The sequence below is a fragment of the Geitlerinema sp. CS-897 genome (genome assembly GCF_028368005.1).
Lineage (GTDB): Bacteria > Cyanobacteriota > Cyanobacteriia > Cyanobacteriales > Geitlerinemataceae > Baaleninema > Baaleninema simplex.
The window spans coordinates 1-21,033 of record NZ_JAQNCQ010000377.1 but is presented as its reverse complement, the minus strand read 5'-3'; the positions used below and the strand labels follow the sequence as shown (position 1 = coordinate 21,033).

General features: G+C 52.1%; 24 protein-coding genes. 10 read left to right on the top strand and 14 right to left on the bottom strand.

Annotated features, from left to right (window positions below):
• Positions 1-7: 7 nt before the first annotated feature.
• The 3 genes from POG22_RS23915 to leuB all read right to left on the bottom strand — a co-directional run bounded on the left by POG22_RS23915 (position 8) and on the right by leuB (position 2,715).
• Positions 8-343, bottom strand: coding sequence for a cupin domain-containing protein (locus tag POG22_RS23915; protein WP_063715910.1), 336 nt, complete (start codon positions 341-343; stop codon positions 8-10).
• A gap of 188 nt (positions 344-531) precedes the next feature.
• Positions 532-741 (bottom strand): type II toxin-antitoxin system RelE/ParE family toxin, encoded by a 210-nt coding sequence (locus tag POG22_RS23910; protein ID WP_223307421.1) that lies wholly within the window; start codon positions 739-741, stop codon positions 532-534.
• Positions 742-1,629: 888 nt separating this feature from the next.
• Positions 1,630-2,715 (bottom strand): 3-isopropylmalate dehydrogenase, encoded by a 1,086-nt coding sequence (leuB, locus tag POG22_RS23905; protein WP_498907393.1) that lies wholly within the window; start codon positions 2,713-2,715, stop codon positions 1,630-1,632.
• 241 nt (positions 2,716-2,956) lie between these two features.
• Here leuB and POG22_RS23900 point away from each other — a divergent pair, with 241 nt between their 5' ends.
• Positions 2,957-4,105 (top strand): RNA-guided endonuclease TnpB family protein, encoded by a 1,149-nt coding sequence (locus POG22_RS23900; protein WP_498907392.1) that lies wholly within the window; start codon positions 2,957-2,959, stop codon positions 4,103-4,105.
• A gap of 121 nt (positions 4,106-4,226) precedes the next feature.
• The gene (locus tag POG22_RS23895; protein ID WP_498907391.1) at positions 4,227-5,009 is read left to right on the top strand and encodes a Uma2 family endonuclease; all 783 of its coding nucleotides are present in this window, start codon (positions 4,227-4,229) and stop codon (positions 5,007-5,009) included.
• 36 nt (positions 5,010-5,045) lie between these two features.
• Here the strand turns inward: POG22_RS23895 and POG22_RS23890 are convergent, their stop codons facing one another.
• Complete coding sequence (locus POG22_RS23890) at positions 5,046-5,213, bottom strand: hypothetical protein (RefSeq protein ID WP_017661386.1); 168 nt, start codon at positions 5,211-5,213, stop codon at positions 5,046-5,048.
• 431 nt (positions 5,214-5,644) lie between these two features.
• Positions 5,645-5,830 carry a hypothetical protein gene (locus POG22_RS23885; RefSeq protein ID WP_017661385.1) on the bottom strand — a complete coding sequence of 62 codons (186 nt, stop codon included), beginning with the start codon at positions 5,828-5,830 and terminating at the stop codon, positions 5,645-5,647.
• 209 nt (positions 5,831-6,039) lie between these two features.
• Between POG22_RS23885 and POG22_RS23880 the strand changes: the two genes are divergently transcribed.
• Complete coding sequence (locus POG22_RS23880; protein ID WP_498907390.1) at positions 6,040-6,603, top strand: DUF2854 domain-containing protein; 564 nt, start codon at positions 6,040-6,042, stop codon at positions 6,601-6,603.
• 75 nt (positions 6,604-6,678) lie between these two features.
• On the opposite strand, the gene POG22_RS23875 is transcribed toward POG22_RS23880, so the two are convergent.
• Entirely contained in the window at positions 6,679-6,939 is a 261-nt protein-coding gene (locus POG22_RS23875; protein WP_498907389.1) for a CRR7 family NDH-1 assembly protein, read from the bottom strand.
• A gap of 105 nt (positions 6,940-7,044) precedes the next feature.
• On the opposite strand from POG22_RS23875, the gene POG22_RS23870 reads away from it, so the two are divergent.
• Positions 7,045-7,338, top strand: a complete 294-nt coding sequence (locus POG22_RS23870; protein WP_017661382.1) for a hypothetical protein — start codon at positions 7,045-7,047, stop codon at positions 7,336-7,338.
• 3 nt (positions 7,339-7,341) lie between these two features.
• Here POG22_RS23870 and POG22_RS23865 read toward each other — a convergent pair whose 3' ends face one another.
• On the bottom strand, positions 7,342-7,950 hold the full coding sequence (locus POG22_RS23865) for a class II aldolase/adducin family protein (protein ID WP_498907388.1): 609 nt from the start codon (positions 7,948-7,950) through the stop codon (positions 7,342-7,344).
• Between the two features lie 281 nt (positions 7,951-8,231).
• Between POG22_RS23865 and rpmI the strand changes: the two genes are divergently transcribed.
• The 4 genes from rpmI to POG22_RS23845 all read left to right on the top strand — a co-directional run bounded on the left by rpmI (position 8,232) and on the right by POG22_RS23845 (position 10,357).
• A complete protein-coding gene (gene rpmI / locus POG22_RS23860) occupies positions 8,232-8,432 on the top strand; it encodes a 50S ribosomal protein L35 (RefSeq protein WP_026097699.1) in 201 nt (66 codons plus the stop codon).
• A gap of 20 nt (positions 8,433-8,452) precedes the next feature.
• A complete protein-coding gene (gene rplT, locus POG22_RS23855) occupies positions 8,453-8,803 on the top strand; it encodes a 50S ribosomal protein L20 (protein WP_017661379.1) in 351 nt (116 codons plus the stop codon).
• Positions 8,804-8,834: 31 nt separating this feature from the next.
• Positions 8,835-9,653, top strand: a complete 819-nt coding sequence (locus tag POG22_RS23850; protein ID WP_498907387.1) for a transporter substrate-binding domain-containing protein — start codon at positions 8,835-8,837, stop codon at positions 9,651-9,653.
• A gap of 170 nt (positions 9,654-9,823) precedes the next feature.
• Positions 9,824-10,357 (top strand): tetratricopeptide repeat protein, encoded by a 534-nt coding sequence (locus POG22_RS23845; RefSeq protein WP_063715654.1) that lies wholly within the window; start codon positions 9,824-9,826, stop codon positions 10,355-10,357.
• A 223-nt stretch (positions 10,358-10,580) separates the two neighbouring features.
• Here the strand turns inward: POG22_RS23845 and POG22_RS23840 are convergent, their stop codons facing one another.
• Both POG22_RS23840 and POG22_RS23835 read right to left on the bottom strand, forming a co-directional pair.
• Complete coding sequence (locus POG22_RS23840; RefSeq protein WP_498907386.1) at positions 10,581-11,285, bottom strand: hypothetical protein; 705 nt, start codon at positions 11,283-11,285, stop codon at positions 10,581-10,583.
• 114 nt (positions 11,286-11,399) lie between these two features.
• Entirely contained in the window at positions 11,400-12,674 is a 1,275-nt protein-coding gene (locus tag POG22_RS23835) for a glycosyltransferase family protein (protein WP_498907385.1), read from the bottom strand.
• Positions 12,675-12,973: 299 nt separating this feature from the next.
• Here POG22_RS23835 and POG22_RS23830 point away from each other — a divergent pair, with 299 nt between their 5' ends.
• Positions 12,974-13,579 (top strand): GDSL-type esterase/lipase family protein, encoded by a 606-nt coding sequence (locus POG22_RS23830; protein ID WP_498907384.1) that lies wholly within the window; start codon positions 12,974-12,976, stop codon positions 13,577-13,579.
• Here the strand turns inward: POG22_RS23830 and POG22_RS23825 are convergent.
• The 3 genes from POG22_RS23825 to POG22_RS23815 form a co-directional block, all read right to left on the bottom strand.
• Complete coding sequence (locus POG22_RS23825; protein ID WP_498907383.1) at positions 13,560-14,180, bottom strand: NUDIX hydrolase; 621 nt, start codon at positions 14,178-14,180, stop codon at positions 13,560-13,562. The two genes, POG22_RS23830 and POG22_RS23825, sit on opposite strands and share 20 nt — an antisense overlap.
• A gap of 65 nt (positions 14,181-14,245) precedes the next feature.
• A complete protein-coding gene (locus POG22_RS23820) occupies positions 14,246-15,022 on the bottom strand; it encodes a DUF4079 domain-containing protein (RefSeq protein WP_498907382.1) in 777 nt (258 codons plus the stop codon).
• 206 nt (positions 15,023-15,228) lie between these two features.
• The gene (locus POG22_RS23815; protein ID WP_498907381.1) at positions 15,229-17,613 is read right to left on the bottom strand and encodes a protein phosphatase 2C domain-containing protein; all 2,385 of its coding nucleotides are present in this window, start codon (positions 17,611-17,613) and stop codon (positions 15,229-15,231) included.
• A gap of 215 nt (positions 17,614-17,828) precedes the next feature.
• Here POG22_RS23815 and POG22_RS23810 point away from each other — a divergent pair, with 215 nt between their 5' ends.
• Positions 17,829-17,984 (top strand): hypothetical protein, encoded by a 156-nt coding sequence (locus POG22_RS23810; RefSeq protein ID WP_498907380.1) that lies wholly within the window; start codon positions 17,829-17,831, stop codon positions 17,982-17,984.
• A gap of 206 nt (positions 17,985-18,190) precedes the next feature.
• On the opposite strand, the gene POG22_RS23805 is transcribed toward POG22_RS23810, so the two are convergent.
• Both POG22_RS23805 and iscB read right to left on the bottom strand, forming a co-directional pair.
• On the bottom strand, positions 18,191-19,522 hold the full coding sequence (locus POG22_RS23805) for an MFS transporter (RefSeq protein ID WP_063715659.1): 1,332 nt from the start codon (positions 19,520-19,522) through the stop codon (positions 18,191-18,193).
• A gap of 260 nt (positions 19,523-19,782) precedes the next feature.
• Positions 19,783-21,033: RNA-guided endonuclease IscB (iscB, locus tag POG22_RS23800; protein ID WP_498907379.1), on the bottom strand; the 1,251-nt coding region annotated here is incomplete at its 5' end.

The window sequence follows — 21,033 nt, the reverse complement described above, 5'->3', positions numbered from 1 at the left end:
GTCATCGCTAGACTTGCAAACCGAAATAGGTTAAAACCAGTTCGGACTCTCCCGTGTTGGTGATTTCGTGGACTTCTCCCACTTCTACGGCGATGCAGGTTCCGGGTTCGAGGGGATAGGGCGTATCGTCGATGCGAATTGTCCCCGAACCGGATTCGACGAAGAAGACTTCGCACATATCGGAGTGGGAATGGGCGGCGGCCACTTGTCCGGGGGCGAATCTGGCTTGAGCGAAGTTCGTCAGGTGTGGGAGGTCTCCCGATTTCAACATCACTTGTTTGCGGATGTTGGGGTTGTGGGACACGCCTTGCGTGGGGATGTTGTGTAGGGAGAGGTGTTTCATGGGAATCGCGGGTGTGGGGTTCGATTCCCTATTTTGACGGGTTTGGGGATGTTGGGGCGATCGCGCTGTCGTCGTAAATTGCTCTGGTTTAGCACCCCGGTATTTTGGAGATACTGGGGTGCTGAGATTCGGATTTGCGGTTGTTTAGAGAAATGTCATCCATTTAGCTGCCAAAGCAGCACAACAACCTATTTGCGATCGAATAGCCTCATTAAATCTCGTCTTCCATAAACAATGCGGACAATTTCAACCACATTATTTGTAACTCGGTAAAATAAAATATATTCATCCAGTAAAACTCCTCTCCAACCTATCGAGAGACCATCATAGCGTTTGCCGATCGTGGGGAATTTTCGTAGCTTTTGACACCAAGCTTCAAATTTACGGGTCTTCGGGATATACGGTGATTTTTTGTGTATAGATAACGTGATACCAAGGATTTCAGCGATTGTAGCTTGAATTTTATGTAGTCTAGGATACAGTTCTCATCACAAACCCAGAAGACCCAAAATAATCAATAATTTCCTGCAAGTCTTGAAGGGCGGGTGGCGAAATTGGCTCTTCGGAGTTTAGGGTGACAGAAAAATGAACTTCACGAGATTTCAAAGGTTTTGGCTCTCGAATTCTTAATTTTTTTGTATCATTTTATACACTTATAACCACAAACTCCGAAGACCCGATAAAGGTTTGCGCGTTCTCTTCAGCGTTCTTTTGCTTCTTGACGCGGGTTTGGAACCATTTGGTGAAAATGGAAGAACTCATGATTTAGATGCTCCTGATGGCTGGAGAGAACGCGGTATGGTGATTACGAGATAATTACGAGATGCGATCGCTTATGCTATTTACGTATTTATTTACGTAAGATTACGTAAGTTTGACGAACCGATATTGATTCGATATGTACTTCAAGTTGAGTCCAAATTAGCCGATCGCACCCGATTTGTCTGTGAAATTTCGGTAAAGCGATCGCGCTATATCTGTGGATTTACTGAAGAGTCTATCCTCCCTAATTAACTCGGTCAAAAATGACGATTTTTACGGGAATGGCATCGTAAATTTACATTTTTTAACAAATAAAACGTAAGATTCAACGGTGCGATCGCTGGAATTTTGAAGCCTAAATTCCGCGAAAACTTCATGGAGACAGAAATACAGCCCAAGTCCGATCGCCCCTTTCGTATCGCTTCACAGAATCTTTAAAAAACCACGACAAAACCCCGGCTTCTCCAAGAAACCGGGGTTGTAACCAGAAGTCAGTATTTTTTCAGGCGAGAACGCCGAAAATCCTACTCTTCCAACGCCGCCATCAACGCATCGGACATTTCCTGACATCCGACGAGTTTCATCCCCTCAGACATAATGTCCCCAGTGCGATACCCGCGATCGAGTACCGTCATAACGGCTTTCTCGATGCGATCGGCAGCCTGCGGTTGGTCGAGATCGTAACGCAACATCATCGCCGCACTGAGAACCTGCGCCAAGGGATTCGCCTTATCCTGTCCCGCAATGTCCGGGGCGGAACCGTGAACGGGTTCGTAAACGCCGGGGCTGTCTGCACCCAGACTCGCCGAGGGTAACATCCCGATACTTCCGGTTAACATCGCCGCTGCGTCGGAGAGAATGTCGCCGAAGAGGTTCCCGGTGACGATGGTATCGAACTGTTTCGGGGCGCGAACCAATTGCATCGCGGCGTTGTCCACGTAGAGATGGGACAGTTCTACATCGGGATACTGCGAGGACATGGCGGTGATGCGATCGCGCCACAGTTGCGACACTTCCAAAACGTTGGCTTTGTCCACCGAACACAGCTTACCGCCCCGTTTCTGGGCGGTTTCAAAGGCCACTTTCCCGATGCGATCGATCTCCGATTCGGTATACGCCATCGTGTTGACGCCGCGTTTTTCCCCGGTTTCAGTTTCAAACACGCCCTTGGGTTGACCGAAGTACACGCCTCCCGTCAGTTCCCGAACCACCATAATATCGACGCCTTCGACGATTTCTCGTTTCAAGGTGGACGCGTCGATGAGTTGGGGCAGAATCGTGGCGGGGCGCAGGTTCGCAAACAAGCCCAAACCCGCCCGCAAGCCTAACAATCCCGTTTCCGGGCGTTGGTGGCGAGGCAGGTTATCCCATTTATAACCGCCGATCGCTGCCAGCAGCACCGAGTCACTGTTGCGGCAGAGTTCTAGGGTTTCTTCGGGAAGCGGGTTTCCCGTGGCGTCGATGGCAGCACCCCCGACTAATCCTTCTTGAAACGTTAGTTTGAAGCCGAACTGGTTCCCAACTACTGTCAACGCATCGACGGCGACGGGGATAATTTCAGGGCCGATACCATCGCCCGGTAACAGAGTAATGCGGTACTGCTGAGCCATAGGAATTTAATTTCGAGTCAGTTTCGAGTTTTTTTACGACGCGCCACAAACAGTTCAACCCTCAAGTTTGGTGCTTTTGTGGTTTGCTGTGCGATCGCGATCGGAAATTCTTGCAAGTTTATCAAAAACATGGCGCGGGAAAACCTCGCCCTTCTAGGGCGGGGATGCGCCATGCGCCTTAACTTCCACCTTACCATTCCCTGGGCAGTGTGTTAGTATGTGGCCAGGATGGTGATAATTCATGTTAAAAGCGTACAAATTTAGAATCTATCCAACGTCAGAACAAAAGGTCTTACTTGCTAAGTCCTTCGGGTCGGCACGTTGGTTTTTTAATTTTGCGCTTGATTTAGCATCCAAGACCTATCAAGAGACAGGTAAAGGGCTAAGTCGCAACGATCTCGTCAAACTCTTGCCTGGACTCAAGAAAGAACATGAATGGCTAACCGAGCCACCTTCTCAGGTATTGCAACAAGCAGCACTTGACCTGTCCAGTGCTTTCCTCAATTTCTTGGCGGGACGAGCGAGATACCCCCGATTCAAGAGTAAGCATCGGAAGCAATCAATTCGCTTTCCTCAGAATTGCCAGCTCGATGGGGAGTATCTAGTCTTGCCTAAACTCAAGAAAGTCTACTGCCGGGTCTCACGCTTACCAGAAGGCGTACTCAAGTCGGTTACAGTCTCAATGGCACCGACAGGGGAATACTATGCCTCTTGCCTGTACGACGATGGCACAGAGAAGCCTGAGCCAAGTCGCGAAGGTAAAGCGGTTGGGGTAGATCTGGGAATTGCCCATTTTGCGATTACTTCAGATGGGTCAAAGCATGGGAATCCCCAGTATTACCGTAAATACGAGAAGAAATTGGTGATTCGCCAAAAACGGTTAGCTAAAAAGACAAAAGGCTCTAGCAATCGTGCTAAAGCCAGTAAAAAAGTTGCTAAGGTTCATCAGAAGATTGCTCGCTGTCGTGAGGATTTTCTCCACAAACTAAGTCGTAAATTAGTTGACGAAAACCAAGTCATTGTGGTCGAAAACCTAGCCGTCAAGAACATGGTACGCAACCGTAGCCTCGCTAAGTCAATTAGTGATGTGGGGTGGGGTATGTTCCAGACCCTGTTGAAATATAAGGCTGAATGGGAAGGAAAGATGTACGTCGAAATTGACCGATTCTTCCCTTCGTCGAAGACCTGTCATGTTTGCCTAAATCAAGTCGGCAGTCTACCTCTCGATATTCGAGAGTGGACTTGTCAAGGATGCCAAACTAAGCATGACAGAGACATCAATGCAGCCATCAATATCAAAGATGAAGGTTTACGAATTTTGGCGGGAGGGCATCTCGCTACCGCTTCTGGAGAAAGAGTAAGACTGAGCCAGGGTACTGCCTTTGCCTAGCATCGTTCTGTGAAGGAAGAATCCCCGTTGCTTCAGCACGGGGAGTTGTCAAAATCTTATCAAAGTGCCTCCCAGCGCGATCGCCCCATCTCGATGTTGCTGTGCCAACGGAGTTTTCTCGATGATTCAATACGATCCCCCCCGTTCGCCACGGGAAACGCTCCCGACGATGTACGATCTGCCTAGCGAGTTTCCTGACGAGCCAGGTTTGCCCGATACGTTTCACTACGACCAACCCCATTTACTCGACGCGACGTTTCAACCGCCGAACTGGGAAAGCGATCGCATCTTCTCGGGAGGCGATTTAAATCTCTACTACGACGTGACGCATCCGCTTTGGCACAAACGCCCGGATTGGTTTGCAGCGGTGGGGGTACCGCGATTGTACGACGGACGAGATTTGCGGTTGAGTTACGTTTGTTGGCAAGAACCCGCCTATCCGTTTGTGGTGGTGGAATTGCTCTCGCCGGGAACGGAGGACGAGGATTTGGGACAAACCACGCCGCAACCGGGAAAACCGCCCACGAAATGGCAGGTGTACGAGCAAATTTTGCGCGTTCCCTATTACGCGGTGTTCGGTCGCTATACTGACGAATTGCGAGTTTTTCGGCTCGAAGGCGGACGTTACGAACCCGTCGAACTCGTGGCGGGACGGGTGGAAATACCGGAAATCGAGCTAAGTTTGGGACTGTGGCGGGGAAGCTATCGAGGGTGCGATCGCCTGTGGTTGCGGTGGTTGACTCGCGATGGAGCGTTAATTCCCTCGCCCTCAGAACAGGCGATAACCGCAGAACGACGGGCAACGGAAGCAGAACGACGGGCAACGGAGGCAGAACGAAAAGCCGAACGTTTGGCAGCCAAGTTGAAAGAGTTGGGGATCGATCCCGAAACGCTAGAGGGTTGACTTTTTGATGTATTTATGATAAGAAAAACGCTATTTTTAGCTTTGGGAAGCTGAGACGAACAATCGTTTCGATCGCACTTTACAAACTCGTTCCCATTGCGGGTGAAACAGCAAGTTCCAGAATACTTCGTTGACAAAATATCCCAGTTCGACAGTTTGGCGTTGGGGTTGACTGGCGACGGGAAAAACTTTTTTCTCAGACATGGTTCGTGACTCCAAATACAACAGCGTATTAACGTAAACAACAGCGTGCGAAAGAGCGGTTCCAGAAATTCGGAACGTTCTTTAACATTTCAGAAGAAAGAGTTACAGAAGTCCGAGTCCTAGCACGTCCGTCTCAGATGTATCGTTGCGAGACGACTGGCTAGAACCTTGGGAAGAATTGACGTTGTCCCTAGGGGAATTCGAGAATTGCAGTAAACTTGTAAAGCAATATGCGAGCGTTTCCATCAGCTATAGCACTCCTGAGTTCGATAGGTTCAGTAAACGCGATCTCTGATGGAAACGGACGATCGCCCCCGACGCTATTTCAACTGTCACGTACAGACAGGCGGCGAAGGGGGCGATTTCTAGGAAATTCAGTGGCGATGAGGAGACAGTTGGCGAACTGGCGGCTTCAGAATTGACGATTCGCCTCAGCCGTCGGAATCGGAATCGGGAAAGGTGCGTTTGAACTCTTCAATTAACTCGTCCATCTCTTCCAACGCTTGATTGACATCGATGCGAAGCGTTCCGAGATCGGGACGTTCGAGTAAGTCGAGTAAAACGTCTCGCTTGCTTTCAATGAGATCGATTTGGGCGCGGATTGCAGTCGTATCCATGCTTAGCGTGCCTTTGGCGACGGGTGTTCGCGGTTATTTTAACAATTCGTCAAGCGATCGCGTCCAAGACTTTTCACCACGGAGACACAGAGGACACAAAGAGGAGGGGTTTGGCTTGAGTTGAAACCGAGACGGCGATCGCGCGACAATCTCAAAACGCGACAATCGCGCAAACGAAGTTCACTCGACGCTTTTACGGCTTTTAACCCATGATTCCCTCGTTTCTCCGTCAAACCTCCCTCGCCGCGATCGCCCTCATCGCGGGGGGGGCGATTACCGTCATCGGCTTCGGGGCGTACTTTTCTGGAAACGCCACCCTCAACCTGGCGGGATTCTTCTACGGAATTCCCATTCTCCTCATCGGTTTGGCCCTCAAATCCGCCGAACTTCCTCCGATTCCCGTGACTCAGGAAACGCCCCCAGAGGTTCTCAAACTGCGAGAGGAACAAGCCACCGACACCCAAAACCAAATCCGCAGCGACGTGACTCGCTATCGCTACGCCGAACGCGCGCATCTCCTCGAAACCCTGGAACACCTGGGACTTAGCCCCAACGACAAAGAACGCCCCGTTCTCGAAGGACTCCGTGAAGAAGCTGTCGATGGGGCGTATGCGTTAATTCTGGAGTTCGACTCCCCCCGCATTTCTCTCGAAACCTGGAAGGGTAAATGCGACGATATGACCACCTTTTTCGGACCCGGCGTGCGCGTGGAAGTTCAGCAGCCGGACGAAGATTTTATCGACGTGGCGTTGATTTCCGACGCCAAAGCGTAGGGTGCGTGACTTGAAAAATAGGGTGTGAATCCTTATACCGAGAACTCGTCACGCACCGACAAGGTACACCTGGGTTTATTTTTCCAGGCGAATCGCGTACCACTGGAGGAACTCACCGGGATTCATATCGAGATCGCAGGTGTTATCGATGAGGTAACGCACGCGATCGTCGAGATCGTCGATTTTTTGCAAGTCTCGGGGGAGTTCCTCGATCGCCCGACTCTCCACGATCGCCCTCAGTTTGGCGAACAGTTCCTCAGCCGTTAAAATCTGTTCGGGTTGGTTGGTTTCGAGGACGACGTAGTGATCCTCGGAATACATTGAAGCAGCGCCCATAGCAATCTTTTCTCGTCCTGTTCTAATTTATTTCACTGTAGCGAAAATCGCGTTTTTCCGAAAAACTCGAAACGCTAGAACAGATCCGAAAATACTGTTGAATCTATGAGAGTTACCATCAAAGACAGCGTGTTGTACGTCTACAAAGACGACGTTCCTGGGTATAAGAAACGCGGTTCAGTTACCCGAAACAGCTATTTTTGGGCGTTGAGATCGATCGCCGATCGCGCCCCGAGAGACGAAGATTGGGAATTCGAGCGATCGGTATGGATTGCACTCTGTCGGATGCTGTTGTCCTTCGCCGAAAGCGGCTACCTCGGGGCTTACGAAACCCTCCTCGAATTCCCCGACGGTGCGACAATTCCCGACGAACTCCGCGCCTGTTCCACATTGCTTTAAAAGTCAATGCAATTCCTGAAAGTGGCGCAACAACACCTCACCCGCTTCATCTAAATCCCGTCCGAAGCTGATGACGCCATCTTCGTGACCCGCCATCACCAAAATTTTCGCCCCGTCTAACCCTTCCTCGTCGAACAGGCGAAACATCTCCTTCGCCATCTCTGGCGTTCCGTAAGGAACCTCGGGGCGCGTAGTGGGAACGCGATACAGCAGGGATTTCCAGAATTGCGGGTGGTGGATGTGGAGAATAGCGCGAATCTCGGGACGTTTGCGGTAAATCGCCGCGTGGGTGAGGGATTCTGAGGAAGCTTTAATCGGACCGCGACAGACGAGGGTATTCGCCTCCAAGTCGAAGGCGGTGACGCGGGTGTATCCCTGCGCGTCGAGGTGGGGGAGATGGCCGGTTTGGGTGCCGGAAATGGCGAATTCAAGGGAGTCGTCGAGGCGAAGACTGGCGTTTCCGTAGCCGATTCCGTTATCGTACGTGCCGATGAGTCCCAATTCGTAGAGGCGATCGCGCCACTGCATCAACGGCGCCAGAAGTTTCTCCGCTAAGGGTTCGGCGGTTTGCCAATCGCAGTGATATTTGATGACGCCTTCGTCAAAAATCATCGATCGTCGGTGTTGCGTAGGGTTTGACAGTACGATTTGACCGACCGTCGGTCGAGGGAACAGGGAACCGTAAGGGATTTGGGTTAGGTGCGATCGTTAAGTTGCCGGTTCGTTGCCTCAACCTGCATGATGCTCTGTCGCCCATTCCCTGTTGGTTTTAATGTACCAGAGTTGGTCGGTTTGGAAACGGCCACTCGGAAACGGTTTTCATCGATCGAATCGATTGCGTAGATAAGATCGATCGCGATATGATAGGATGCTGTGTCAAAATTTATGCGACCATGCCCAAACTGAAAACGCGCAAAGCCGCAGCCAAGCGGTTCAAGGCAACCGGTAGCGGCAAAAAAATTATGCGCCGCAAAGCCTTCAAAAATCACTTGCTCCAACACAAAAGCACCAAACGCAAACGCAACCTGAGCAACAAAGCCGTCGTGGACGAACGCGACGCTCAAAACGTGCGCGATATGCTGCCGTATTTGTAAACCAATAGGAGAATTCCTCAATGAGTCGAGTTAAACGCGGGAACGTCGCCCGAAAACGCCGTAAAAAAATCTTAAAACTTGCCAAGGGCTTTCGAGGCTCTCACTCGAGAAACTTTCGCACGGCCAACCAGCAGGTGATGAAAGCCCTGCGGAACGCCTACCGCGATCGCCGCAGACGCAAACGGGATTTCCGCCGCTTGTGGATTACGCGCATCAACGCCGCAGCCCGTCAAAACGGCATCAGCTACTCTCAACTAACTGGGAAGCTCAAAGCGACCAACGTGGAAATCAACCGTAAAATGCTGGCACAATTGGCAGTTCTCGATCCCGAGGGATTTGCCAAAGTCGTCGAAGTGGCCAAAGGTGCGTAGGTTTACGCCCATTCGATAGAGGCTTCACAACATGAAGCGTCAGCGACTTTTGAGACGATTTCGTCAAACAGTGCGCCTTGGTGTCAGTCTGGGTTTAATTCTCGGACTGAGCGCGATCGGGGCGCATTCGTTTGTCGCCCGTTCTGCGGTAGCGGCACCGCTGTCGGAAATTCGCGATCGCGGCTATCTGGCGATCGCCGTCAAAGACAACCTGCGTCCGCTAGGGTTTCGCGACGAAACGGGACAGTTACGAGGTTTAGAAATCGACATCGCCAGACGGTTAGCCGAGGAGATTCTCGGCGACGCCAACGCCGTGGAATTGATTCCCGTGTCGAATCGCGATCGCCTCGCTTGGGTCATAGAAGACGAAGTGGATTTAGCGATCGCCCAAGTCACGCAAACCTTGTCTCGCGAACGTTTGGTCTCTTTCAGCTTGCCCTACTACCTCGACGGAACCGCGATCGTCACCCGAAACCCAGATATTCGTCAACTCTCGGACTTGCGCGATCGTCGCATCGTTCTGTTGCACGGTTCGAGTGCGGTTCCCCTTTTGCGTTACTATCTTCCCTCAGCCCGACTCGTCGGCGTCGAGAGTTATCAAGAAGCGTTGCGCCTACTCGAAGCCGATCGCGCCACTGCCTTCGCAGGCGATCGTAGCGTCTTAGCTGGGTGGGTACAAAACTATCCCCACTACCGGCTTTTGTCGGAAGTGTTATCCGCCGAACCCTTGGGGGTCGTGATGCCGAAAGGATTGCAGTATGATGAGTTGCGACAGCAGGTGAACGCGGCGATCGCCCGTTGGCGTGCTGAAGGTTGGCTGGCAGAACGTGCGGCCATCTGGGGATTGTAGAGCCTCAGTGTACATTTATCGTTCGTTTTCGGTGCTATAGCAGTCCCAAATGGGTCGTCAAAAATTAAAACACCAGAAAAAATCTGACTCCCCGTTCCCCGTTCCCCGTTCCTCGTTCCCGATTCCCTTTTTGTCTCAATTTTGTTACACAACTGATTTAGGGTTGCTATATGGACAGTAATCTCCCACTGTTATACTTATCTGTACTGATCGTCTTGTTACTGGTTTCAGGTTGGTTTATCGTCCGTCAAGTTGTCAGAACGCGACGGATCGAAAAGACCCTGTCTCAACTGCAAAAGCGCGTTCGAGGCAAAGATGCCACGGCCAAAGATTTTTACGAACTCGGCGGTTTGCTCTTAGATAAAAAACTCTATTCTCAAGCAGTCGTTCAGCTTCAGAAAGCTTTAAAATCCAAAGATTTGAAAGAAGAAGAAAACAAAGCTCTCGTGTATAACGCCTTGGGATACGCTTACGCCGCACAAGAACAGTACGATTTAGCAATTCGTCAGTACAAAGATGCTTTAAGTTTACAACCCGAATACATCACGGCGTTAAACAATTTAGGATTTGCTTACGAGAAGAAAAATTTAGACGCCCAAGCATTAGATGCTTACGAAGCTGTTTTAAAATACGATTCTAAGAACAAAGTCGCCAAAAAACGGAGCGAGTCACTCCGCAAACGACTGCCGATCGCATCGTCGTAGCTGTCCGATTTTCCAAGTTAAAAAAATCAATTTGAATCTGGATCGGGTAGCCGATCGCATCGTCGTAATTGTCCGATTTTCCAAGTTAAAAAAATCAATTTGAATTGTAGTAGGGTGGGCAATGCCCACCACCCACTTTCAAGATGTTTTACGAGTCGATTGGCTTTCAGGAATCTTAATTCCAAGAAATTGGGGGAAAGGTGGGCGATGCCCACTACCACTCTTAATTTTCTTCGTCTTCGGGATAAAATCGAACCGATAAAATTACCGCATCTTCCGTAATGCGGGCGCTCACGTTCGGTTCGACCGCCTTGGCAATAAAATTAACCGCCTCGACGCTTAAATCGGTTTCCTCGGCGATCCGTTCGTCTAATCCCGTATCTGAGAGAAAATCCTGTAAGCTTTTTTGATTGAAAATCGTTAGCTGCGTATCGACAATTTGATTGACGAGTCCGCCCAAATCGTTACTTTCAAAAAACGGAACGTCAACTCGGACTTGGGTTTCCCCCGCTCGTAAATTCAACGCGCCGTGGGTGAGATCGGCGAATACAGTCTGAGACACCTCAAAATCGACCAGTCCCACCACAGGATAGTCGATCGCCAGATTACCTCGAATCCGAACCCCCTCGTCGATGAGTTGGTAGCGTAAGTTTTCAATAACGAGCGGAACGTTTTCGTTATCGTTAACTTGCTGCTTGGCAACGTCGAGAAATTTATACAGTCGCAGTTTTTCATCGAGACAAGCTGGTGGAAACTCCACTTCGAGAATTCGTTCGTCTTCAATGCGATCGACCAGTTCGCAGTCAGATAACTCGTCGAGGAGAATTTGGGTGGGGGTTGGGGTTTGACTGTCGCCGCGATGTCCCCATCCCCACATCAATAGGAGAGTTAGTGCGAATCCTAGCAACCACCCGACACTTCGTTTCATATCCGTTTGAGAACTCGAACCCGTTTCACGCCGTTAGCCTTCACCGATCTTATACTGGGGCAGACGTTGAAATCCGGTGAAAGTGCCGGGTTGCCATTTCTCGCCATACGAGGCTCAAGCGGTCGGAACTAAGCCGTTGGTATGCGTTTCGTTGAATTCTGGCACGACGGGAACCACCGCAGATAACGCCTCTCGCGCGTCGGTTTCGGCGGCCGCTTGCAGTTGCTCTCTGAGGTCGGGCATTACCGCTAAAGCTCGCGTCCAGTCGGGAATTTGAGCGCCTGCGGGGTTCAGGAAATACTCTTCTCCCGCTTCTAAGATAACCTGCTCGAACACTTCGACGATGACTTCTTCCCGATGGCGATCGTAGGGGAGGTTGTTGAACACTGCATCGACGAAGTACTGACGGGTAAAGTCTTGGGCTTCGCGACGGAACTTCACTCGTAAAGCCCGAATGTGGTCCATTGAAATCACCACCTGTTCGGTTTCGGTGAGGGTTCGCAACACGGATTTTAGAATGTCGCGACACATTTTTTGCAGTCCCTCTTGGCTCGATTGACCCAGGGATTGGTGTTTGTGGTCGAAAATGCCTAAATCGACTTGAGAAATCCGTTTTTGGGCGACGCTACGATACACTTCCGCCAGCATTCCGATTTCGAGACCCCAGTTACCGGGAATGCGCGTCGTCAAGGCTAAATCGCTGGTGAGGGCGAATTCGCCAGACAGGGGATAGCGGAACGCACTGAGGTAACGCAGGTAATCTCGATAGCCGAACAGTTCGGTTAGAGCCGTCAGCAGCGGCGTTACGAACAAGCGAGCGACTCGCCCGTTGAGACTGCGGGTTTCGTTCCCGAGTCTGGCGTAATAGGCTTTGTTAAAGGCGATGCCGCATTCTTTGTCGAGGAGGGGAAACAGCAGTTTGAGGGGATACGATCGATCGTAGGTGGTGATGTCGGCGTCGTGAAGGGCGATCGCATCGGCGGTGAGGGACGCTACGCCCAACCCCAGCCAGACGGCTTGTCCTTTACCTTTGAATTTTAATAAGTCCAAACCGCGATCGCGTAGGGCTTCGAGGATCGAGGTCACGCGCGCGCCGTTTTCCCAAATCACTAGGGTTTGTTGCGGTAAAACGCTAAAAAATTGGACGGCTTTTCGATACTGCTCGAGGGATTTCGCATAGAGGGAAACGACTACGGTTTTGACGAAGTGACACTGGCGTAGGCGATCGCGGATTTGCGTTAACGCCGGTCGTTCGAGTTCTTCGTAGAGGGCGGGAATCAAAACGGCCGTCGGAAACTGTTCGCTCAACTGAAGCGTTCGTGCTTCGAGGACGTCCAGATCGCAGCCGAAATCGTGAATCGTCGTAACGATCTCTTGTTTGTAATCCATATCCGCTCGACTCTTAATTAAGGTAATTCGAGGTTATTACGAAATCTAATATAAAATTAATCTAAAATTCTCGGTGTCAGCGTTTATACCGACTGCGATCTCCGGTTTTTCGCGGCGGGTTTGTTGCCGACCGACTCATTAGACTTGACAAAACAAGGAAAATAATATATAAAACTTTATTGCTTGACGGCTCGGACGACTGTTCCCCGAACTTCGCGATCGCGCCATCAGTATCGAGTCGGGTTTCCGATCGAGAGAAATTGTTACGTTTGGGCGATCGAGTCAAACCCCACTTTTCCATGAATTCTGATATCCGAATTGGTTTTGTTGGCGATTCTTTCGTTCTCGGAACGGGAGACGAAAAGAGTTTGGGATGGGTGGGACGGGTGTGCGCCGACGCCTGCCGACAGGGATACGACGTAACCGGATACAATTTAGGAATTCGCCGAGATACCAGTCGCGATATTTTGCAGCGATGGCGAGACGAATGCGATCGCCGACTTCCCCAAAACAGCGACGCTCGCGTAGTTTTTTCTTTCGGTACGAACGATACGGCGATCGAAGCGGGAAAACCTCGCGTTTCCGCCTCCGAATCGCGCGAGAATACTGTCGAAATTTTAACAGCAGCCAAACAACGCTATCCCACCCTTTTTATCAGTCCGCCTCCCGCGATCGATCGCGCCCAAAACCAGCGAATTTTCGAGCTGACTCGCGACATTTCACAGCTTTGTTCGAGGCTCGAGATTCCGTATATCGACGTGCATTCCGTCCTCTTAGCCGATCGAAACTATCATTGCGAGGTCGCCGAAACCGATGGTAGCCATCCTCGCCGTCGAGGATATCGCAAACTGGCAAAACTCATTTTAACCTCACCCGTTTGGTGGTTCAATTGTCTGGAAAAATAATTTCCTCAGCATCGCGACGGACGAACGGATGAGTAAACCGCGAAGATAACACTAAAAATAACGCGGCGAGCGTTCCCGCCACGCAAATTTCTCCAGAGCGAATTTTATCAGAAACCTCAGAAATCGGCACTAATACCACTTCGATCTCTTCAGTGCGATCGAGAGCTTGCGTTCCCGACAGCTCCACTTCTTCAGCTAAAAACAAATGAATGCGGTTCGTATCTTTAACGGGATTGTCGTAAAGCGTGGCAATTTTATTGAGGCGATCGAGTTGATATCCCGTTTCTTCCTCGAACTCCCGTTTCGCTGCGGCTTCAGCTTCTTCCTCCTCGGGATCGAAAGCTCCGGCGGGTAATTCCAACAACACCTCACCGACTCCGTGGCGGTATTGACGAACGAACACCACGTTTCCCTCGGGGGTAATCGGTAAAACTAAAGCGATATCGGGACGAACGTTTACGAAAAAATCATCGATGACTTCGCCGCTGGGTAACTTCACGCGATCGCGACGAACGCGACACCAACGATGGTTGATGACAAACTCAGAGTCGATCAGATTCCACTTGTGCATCGGCATGAAGTTGAGGGCGTCCGAAAGCATCCCGCGCCGTCTCGACAACGCGTGCAGAAGCTTCGACTTTCAAAATACCACGCTTTTCTACTGTCTCAGAGAACGGGCGTCGATCTCAGCGTTGGCGTCGAATCCGTGCGAGGCGAAACACGCGCAGTAGCCTCGGTTTCACTGGAACGAGAGGATTGCGGTTCGGGACACACCTGATTTTGCCAGTCGCACTGATATAAATAAGGCGCTTGCCAACTGAGGGGAATTTCGAGTAAATCTCGCGCCCCCGTCATTGCTTGTCCAACAAACAACAATGCAGCCAAGGTATTGAGAATTATGTGGGCGACGCGCCATCCTTTATGTTTGTAAATTTCCGGAACGATCGTCAGCGAAACGACCATTAAGATCGAGACGACGATGCCGAAATAGTAATGTGAAACGTACCATTCGTTCGTCCGCCGAAACACGCCCTCTTGAGAGCCGAGAACCACGAGTCCCGCACTGGTGAGGGTGGCGAAAACAGCACGCCAAAGGGGTTGGTTGGGACGGGTTCGGTATAACAAGATTAATGCGGCGATCGTCAGCACGAACATGGCGATAACGAAGCCGATTTGAAACGGAGGATTCTCGAAAAACGGCGTTTTGATAAAAATTGAATAGGCTAACGCCAGTAAGGTAATTCCCACGACTGCCCCCGTCAGCCAACGGCCGTATTTGAGATGTTCGCGTCCCACGACGGGCGGAATTTTTTTATTTTGACTCGGATGCAACCGACGTTGGCGAGTTTGCCAAGCCATGTTGACGACGATACCCACGAGGGGAAAAACAAAGGCGATCGCGATCGCCGGATGAATCAAACCGAGAAGGTCTTTGGCGTTCATAAGATTGAATCGGTCGAGAGTAAGCTTCGAGGTTAAAAGCGAGTGTAAAAGTGCGGTGCGACACTCGCGATACGGTTGTCAGTGCCGGTTGGGGAACATGGCGATCGCTGGGTGAGTTCTCTACCCGATCGCTCCGATCTCAAGTCGCGACACTGCTCTATTTTGGCTTACGAAATAGCAAGACTATCGGTTTGTTTGAAGACGAATTACTCGGTCGTCTCGGTCGTCTCGGGTGTAGCGGGGGGTTGACACTCGATCTGTGTCGTCTCCTCGAGGATCTCGAATTCCGCCGCTTTGAGTTGCGACCACTCGATCCAACCGCTGACGAAATCGTCCGGTGACGGATCGCCATCGGCAGAAGATTCGAGGTCGCGACACGATCGCAGTTCCAACCAAGTTTGTGCCGAATTTTGGCGTCTGCTTTGCGTCACTTCCACCACGCGACCCGTTGGGAGGGTTGCAGGCGACGAAGAGATTTCGGAATTCGGCTGCGATCGCAAGACCAAATCGCCGTTGAGACGGACGAGCGTTCCCGCCTCGGGAACCGGCCGTTCGCCCGGTTCGGGAAACAGAGTCGGTTCTGGCGTGAGGTTTAAAATCGGCGAAGGATTCGACTCGTCGCGACCGAATCCCGTGAGATCGAGCTGTCCGACGCGATAGACGATCGAGCTGGCAATCCCTAAAAGTAACGCGATCGCGATCCCCGTCCGCAGGCGATTTCCCCAGGACGACGACACCAGCGGAGACACGAATTCCGTCGAAGCCGTATCGTCGAATCGCGACAGTTGCATCGTTTCGTCGTTGCTATCGACCTCTTGCGGCAGGTCGTCCAAACAGGCTGAGAGATCGGCAACTTCGAGGGTGGCGTGGGCTTTCGGTCGGACGCGCACTCGCGTCAGTGCCACTGTCACGTTATCGTGGCCGTTCGAGGTATTGGCGATCGCCACCAACCGCTTCACCCCTTGTCGGAGATTACCGTTTTCGATGAGGGGTTGGATCTCCTGCTGCCAAATTTGTTCGATGCGATCGTAATCGCTCAGGCCGTCAGAACACAACAAACAAATACAATCGTCTTCGAGAACGAAGCGCGTAATCGTCGGATGGAGGTCGATCGACGATCCCATTCCCAACGCTTGGACTAGCGAACCGGCCGACGTTTGCTGGAGTGCTTCTCGATAGAAGGCGTACCCGAGGCGCACCTCTCGCGTGGCCACGTCGTCGTCGAGCGTAATGGCATAGCAACCGTAACGAGTGATGAGGTAGGCGCGACTGTCGCCGATATGGGTGATAAAGAGGTCGCGATCGCAGGTTACAGACATCACCAGGGTCGTTCCCATTCGTTGCCGTCCCTGACGTTGTTCGAGGTTGTTGCGATCGGCGATCGCACTGTTGGCCTCGAAAATCGCGTGTTCGATGGCAGAAAACAGACCGTTGCGCCAGTGATGGCGTCCCGTTCCATTTCGGATCGCTCGAGAGCCGCTTTCCGGGGTTGGGGGAACGTCTGCCGAGACCGGACTGTTGCGATCGTCACGGGAGGAAGGGCGGTGTTTCGGCGTCGCTAGGTGGCGTAAATGTTGTTCGATGGTGTGAACGGCCAGATTGGCGGCGATATCCCCCCCTTCGTGGCCGCCGACGCCGTCGCAAACGATCGCCAACTGGCGCGTCAGAGCCTCCGTTCCCTGGACGCGAGAGGCGGTGGGCATCTGACCGCTGACGGGATAACAGGCATCTTCGTTACGAACACGACTCGGACCGCGATCGCTGAGGGTGGCGATTTCGGTATGGTATCTGTAGTTTTGGCTGGTGAGGTCGAGGGCGCGATCGAGGGCAGCCACGAGCTGTTCGGAAGTCGCGATCTCTCGGGTTTCCAACTTTTGACACAGCCGGTCGAGAAATTCCCGATAGGGCGAGGCCGTGCGATCGACCCAGCGTTTCCACAGGCGACCGAGCTGCACGAGAACCGGTTGCGATCGCCCCAAGGCCAAATCCGACAAACGCAGCAACCCCCCTTCGACCCGCAGGCGATCGAGATCGAGCAAACTGGCGGCAACCCCTTCTCGCGAAAAGGGTTCCCACAACTGCCCCATCTGCCAGAGCCAGTTGATTTGTCGCAGCGGCGACGCGTCGTCCCATGCCTCGTCGAGACTCGGTCGCAGTGTCCAAGTTTGGCCGTCTGGCTGCCAAATCGGGGCGTTTTCGAGCAACCAGACGTTACGCCCCCTCAGTTGTGACGGCGGCCCGGCTTGTCCGTACACTTGGGGCAGATGCCAGCGATAGGGAAATAGTTTCAAATAGGGTTCGAGGGCTTTGGGAACGCGATCGGGAAGGTCGGGAAAATTCCCCGGATGCGTGTCGAGAACGATGCGATCGCCTTTAACCCAGTAGCGATCGCCCCAGTACTGTCCGAACTGGGAATCCGTCGCGTCTTCGTCTAAGGACACCGTATCCCCTCGAGACGGAGACAGCGCGATCGCCCATAAGTAGCGTTTGGGCAAGGCCGTTCGACAGGTATGGCAAAACGCTTCGCCTTCTGAATTAACAGCCTGACAGGTCGGATTGGGGCAGTGCAGCTTTGCCGATGGTTCGTGCATGGACGTTTGTCAAAAACGCGCGACTGTCAGGGAGTAGTTCGCGCGGGGACAGACAACAACCCGAGTTTCGCTTGAAAAGCGCCCTCGCGAGCGGCTACGATTCGGGATCGCGCCATAGCAGATGCGATCCTGACCTCGAGAGTAAACGCGGACGCTTTGGCAAGACCCAAACCGTCGATCGAGTCTAGAGATTCTTACCCCACTGCGCCGCGATTTTGACGGTCTTTCTCGAGCGAGAAAGTCAGTGGGACGTTCCTGCGTTGTCAGCTCGTACTGAGATGTCCGAGCAGAGTGCCAAACTTCCTCGATCGGAACGGACTTCACAGGTGTTTTGTCGGACGAAGACGATGCGCCCCACCGCCTTCGGGTAAGGAGATTTTTAACTTTCCGGCAACACCAACTCACTGGAGTTAGCGATGTTCTTTGACCACGGGTTTTCGGGGTGTTTCCCAGCCTACCCATAGTATTCTAACGGCGCGTTGCCGCTACGATCTCATCCTACCAGATCCGCCCCAGATGGTGAGAGGAGGAGACGCTCGCACGCGGCGATTTCGCATCAGCCAGTTGTCGTCGTTCGCTACGAGTTCCGGTTTCGTTCGGCTAACTGACGACGCAGTTCGAGTTGAGCGTTCGCGTCGAGGGGAAACCGCCACATCACGGCGGCCGACAACAGAACCAACACCATCGGCGAAAACACGAACAGCATTTTCAGCCCTTCCAACGTCGCCGCCGTATTGGTTTGTTCGGGAACGAAGCCGATGCGATCGAGGATCGGGTACGTAATTCCCACGGCGAGGGCGTATCCGAATTTGTTCGTCATCATCAATAGAGCGTAATACAGCCCCGTCCGTTGAGTCCCCGATTTGAGGGTATCGAAATCCGTCACGTCGGCCAAAATCGATCGCAATAAAAACGGACTCGCTCCCCCTGCCAAACCGTACAGGGCGTTGACGATGACGTTCGCCGTCAGATTTCCCGGTTCGACCCACAGCAACAACGGCAACATCAAAGCCATCCAGACCATAGCGGCGATGAAGGTTTGGTGTTTTCCCAAGCGGCAACTGAGCCAAATCCACAGGGGAACCCCGACCAAACTGGCGACGAAGTAGAGTAACAAAATCAGACTCGACCACTTCGACAGTGCCATCACGTGGCTGATGAAAAAAATGTAAATCGAGCCAGTAATCCCCGGTGCCAATCCCATTAAAAAGTCTGCCAACAGGACTCGTTGCAACAGTCGGTTTTTGGCGACGATGGCGATCGAGCGGCGCAATCCCACCGGAACCGATGGCGGTAGGGGACGTTCTCCCACCGTACTGACAGACAAACCGACGGCTACTGGTAAGGTGAGGATGACGAACCACCCCATCGCCGCAACTTTTAAGGTGTCGTTGGCATCGTGAGTTTGTTGGACGATGGCGGGAATCGCCAACACGGCCAGCATTCCAAAGGTCAGGGCGAATTCGCGCCAGCCTTGAATTTTCGAGCGATCGTAGTAGTTGTCGGACAGTTCGGCCCCCCAGGACATATGGGAAATGCTCAGCATGGTATATCCGACGTACAACACCACCATCCAGACCAGCAGGTAACTCGGGCTGACGGGGGCTTTTGGTAAAAAGAGGGCGTACGCACTGGCGACTAAAATGGGAACCGAAAAGATAATCCAGAACCGGCGTCGCCCGAAGGGACTGGATATTTTATCGCTGACGACTCCCAACACTGGGTCGGTAAAGATATCCCAAACACGGGCGATCGCGAAAATCGTTCCGACGACAGACAAGCCCAACCCCATTTCTCCACCGTAAAAGGGAGGGAGATACACCACTAACGGCAGTCCTAACGCGGAAATGGGAATGGCGGGGAGAGTAAAGGCGACGATCGTGCGAGCGTTGAGTTTCGACACAGTCATCTTAAAAACGTCAAAATGTTAGCAAATCGGTGGAGAATGCGAACGGAGGAGCGGGTCGGAGGTGAGTTCACAGCGGATAGATGGGATCGCGGGCTGACTTGCTTTCGTAGCGTAGCAGGTATTTGAGTTTCGGGCTGAATCTCTCGAAGCGATCGCACCTCGTCTCCATCTAAAATGCGGGAAGGGGACTCCCGTTATATCCGACAGGATTAGCGGGAGGGGAATTCCCGCCAACAAACGAACTGCCCGACAGGGCATCCTTATTTCGAGAATCTGTATTCATAGCCGTCTGATTTCTGAACAGTCGTCAGATATTTCGGATGAACGTCGAAAGGTTTAACCCCAGCGTTCAGTCGAAAGGAAGGGCGAAACCGAATAGCAATCCGCCCCGTGTAATTTCCGGCGAATTTTCCTTGAGGAATTGTCGCCTTGACTATATCGCCGGTTTGGAAACCTTGAAAAGATTTGGCTTTCGGGGCAACAGCCCTCGGAAAACCGTATCGATCGGGACGACATCGTTGCCGAACTCCGTGACCTTTGGCTGCAACGAGTAAAGGTTTCTCGATCGCGACATCTAATCTATCGGGAGTCGATTTCCCGACGCAAGCCGCATCGATCCAGTGAGTTTTCGGCAAACCCAATCGAGTCCGATTAAACTTAGTCTGTCCGCCCGTTCCCACTTCAACGGGCAATCCAGTTTCTTTCAACTGTTGGTACAGCTTCCAGCGAGTTGCGTTGACTGCTGCCGCATCTTTTAACGGCGCTTTTGCCTGTTTCAAAATACGGTCGAGAACGGACGGTTTGCCCGATAGAAACTCGCGAATATCTCGGTTTCCCTTAGCTTGGTTGCACTGATGGCAAGCCAAAGCGAGGTTGGAAACTCGGTCGCTCCCTCCCTGGGATTTGGGATGAATATGTTCGACCTCTAATGGTAGGTCTTCCGCGCCGCAATAGATGCACTTCCGACCCCACTTTTGCAACACGTACTCGCGCACTTCATAGCCCAACAATTCGCCCTGCTGGTACTCAATACCACTCACTTCGGGGTTTTGGAGTTTCTGGGTGTCGAACCGCACGAGTTCTTGAGCAATCGAGACGATCGGACAAAGTTTTCGCAAACGGTTCACCCAGGTCATCGTAGTTTCGACCCGATGGTTGAGAGACGGTGGAAGCCAACCCTTCGGACGAGTACGGTTAAGAAAGCGAGGCTTTCGGTAACGAGTTTTTCGATGGCGTCGGGAGCGTCGTAAAGCGCGACGCTTCTCTAAGTCGTTCTTAATTTGCTGTCCGCGATAGCTGAGTTCGGACGCCCAAATGACTCGGTTTTCGGACAGGATAGCCAACCCAGTTGTTTGCGAGCCGGGATCGATTTTGAGTTGAGTTTCCCGAACGACACAATCTTTGGCTTCAATCTCGTGCAAGATAATGGTAAATGGATAGCGACGAAACACCGAAGCACGACCGGATTTCAGGAGCCGCCGCGCCTTGGCTGGATGGCATGGTGCTAGGGG

Bases quoted from the DNA above. Each gene is read 5' to 3' on its own strand.
- POG22_RS23830 (WP_498907384.1), top strand. From the start codon at position 12,974: ATGAATTCTGATATCCGAATTGGTTTTGTTGGCGATTCTTTCGTTCTC.
- POG22_RS23890 (WP_017661386.1), bottom strand. From the start codon at position 5,213: ATGTCTGAGAAAAAAGTTTTTCCCGTCGCCAGTCAACCCCAACGCCAA.
- POG22_RS23915 (WP_063715910.1), bottom strand. From the start codon at position 343: ATGAAACACCTCTCCCTACACAACATCCCCACGCAAGGCGTGTCCCAC.
- POG22_RS23885 (WP_017661385.1), bottom strand. From the start codon at position 5,830: ATGGATACGACTGCAATCCGCGCCCAAATCGATCTCATTGAAAGCAAG.
- POG22_RS23805 (WP_063715659.1), bottom strand. From the start codon at position 19,522: ATGACTGTGTCGAAACTCAACGCTCGCACGATCGTCGCCTTTACTCTC.
- POG22_RS23865 (WP_498907388.1), bottom strand. From the start codon at position 7,950: ATGATTTTTGACGAAGGCGTCATCAAATATCACTGCGATTGGCAAACC.
- POG22_RS23875 (WP_498907389.1), bottom strand. From the start codon at position 6,939: ATGGGCGCTGCTTCAATGTATTCCGAGGATCACTACGTCGTCCTCGAA.
- POG22_RS23895 (WP_498907391.1), top strand. From the start codon at position 4,227: ATGATTCAATACGATCCCCCCCGTTCGCCACGGGAAACGCTCCCGACG.
- POG22_RS23845 (WP_063715654.1), top strand. From the start codon at position 9,824: ATGGACAGTAATCTCCCACTGTTATACTTATCTGTACTGATCGTCTTG.
- POG22_RS23840 (WP_498907386.1), bottom strand. From the start codon at position 11,285: ATGAAACGAAGTGTCGGGTGGTTGCTAGGATTCGCACTAACTCTCCTA.
- POG22_RS23835 (WP_498907385.1), bottom strand. From the start codon at position 12,674: ATGGATTACAAACAAGAGATCGTTACGACGATTCACGATTTCGGCTGC.
- POG22_RS23850 (WP_498907387.1), top strand. From the start codon at position 8,835: ATGAAGCGTCAGCGACTTTTGAGACGATTTCGTCAAACAGTGCGCCTT.
- rpmI (WP_026097699.1), top strand. From the start codon at position 8,232: ATGCCCAAACTGAAAACGCGCAAAGCCGCAGCCAAGCGGTTCAAGGCA.
- POG22_RS23900 (WP_498907392.1), top strand. From the start codon at position 2,957: ATGTTAAAAGCGTACAAATTTAGAATCTATCCAACGTCAGAACAAAAG.
- POG22_RS23815 (WP_498907381.1), bottom strand. From the start codon at position 17,613: ATGCACGAACCATCGGCAAAGCTGCACTGCCCCAATCCGACCTGTCAG.
- POG22_RS23870 (WP_017661382.1), top strand. From the start codon at position 7,045: ATGAGAGTTACCATCAAAGACAGCGTGTTGTACGTCTACAAAGACGAC.
- POG22_RS23880 (WP_498907390.1), top strand. From the start codon at position 6,040: ATGATTCCCTCGTTTCTCCGTCAAACCTCCCTCGCCGCGATCGCCCTC.
- rplT (WP_017661379.1), top strand. From the start codon at position 8,453: ATGAGTCGAGTTAAACGCGGGAACGTCGCCCGAAAACGCCGTAAAAAA.
- leuB (WP_498907393.1), bottom strand. From the start codon at position 2,715: ATGGCTCAGCAGTACCGCATTACTCTGTTACCGGGCGATGGTATCGGC.
- POG22_RS23825 (WP_498907383.1), bottom strand. From the start codon at position 14,180: ATGCTTTCGGACGCCCTCAACTTCATGCCGATGCACAAGTGGAATCTG.
- POG22_RS23820 (WP_498907382.1), bottom strand. From the start codon at position 15,022: ATGAACGCCAAAGACCTTCTCGGTTTGATTCATCCGGCGATCGCGATC.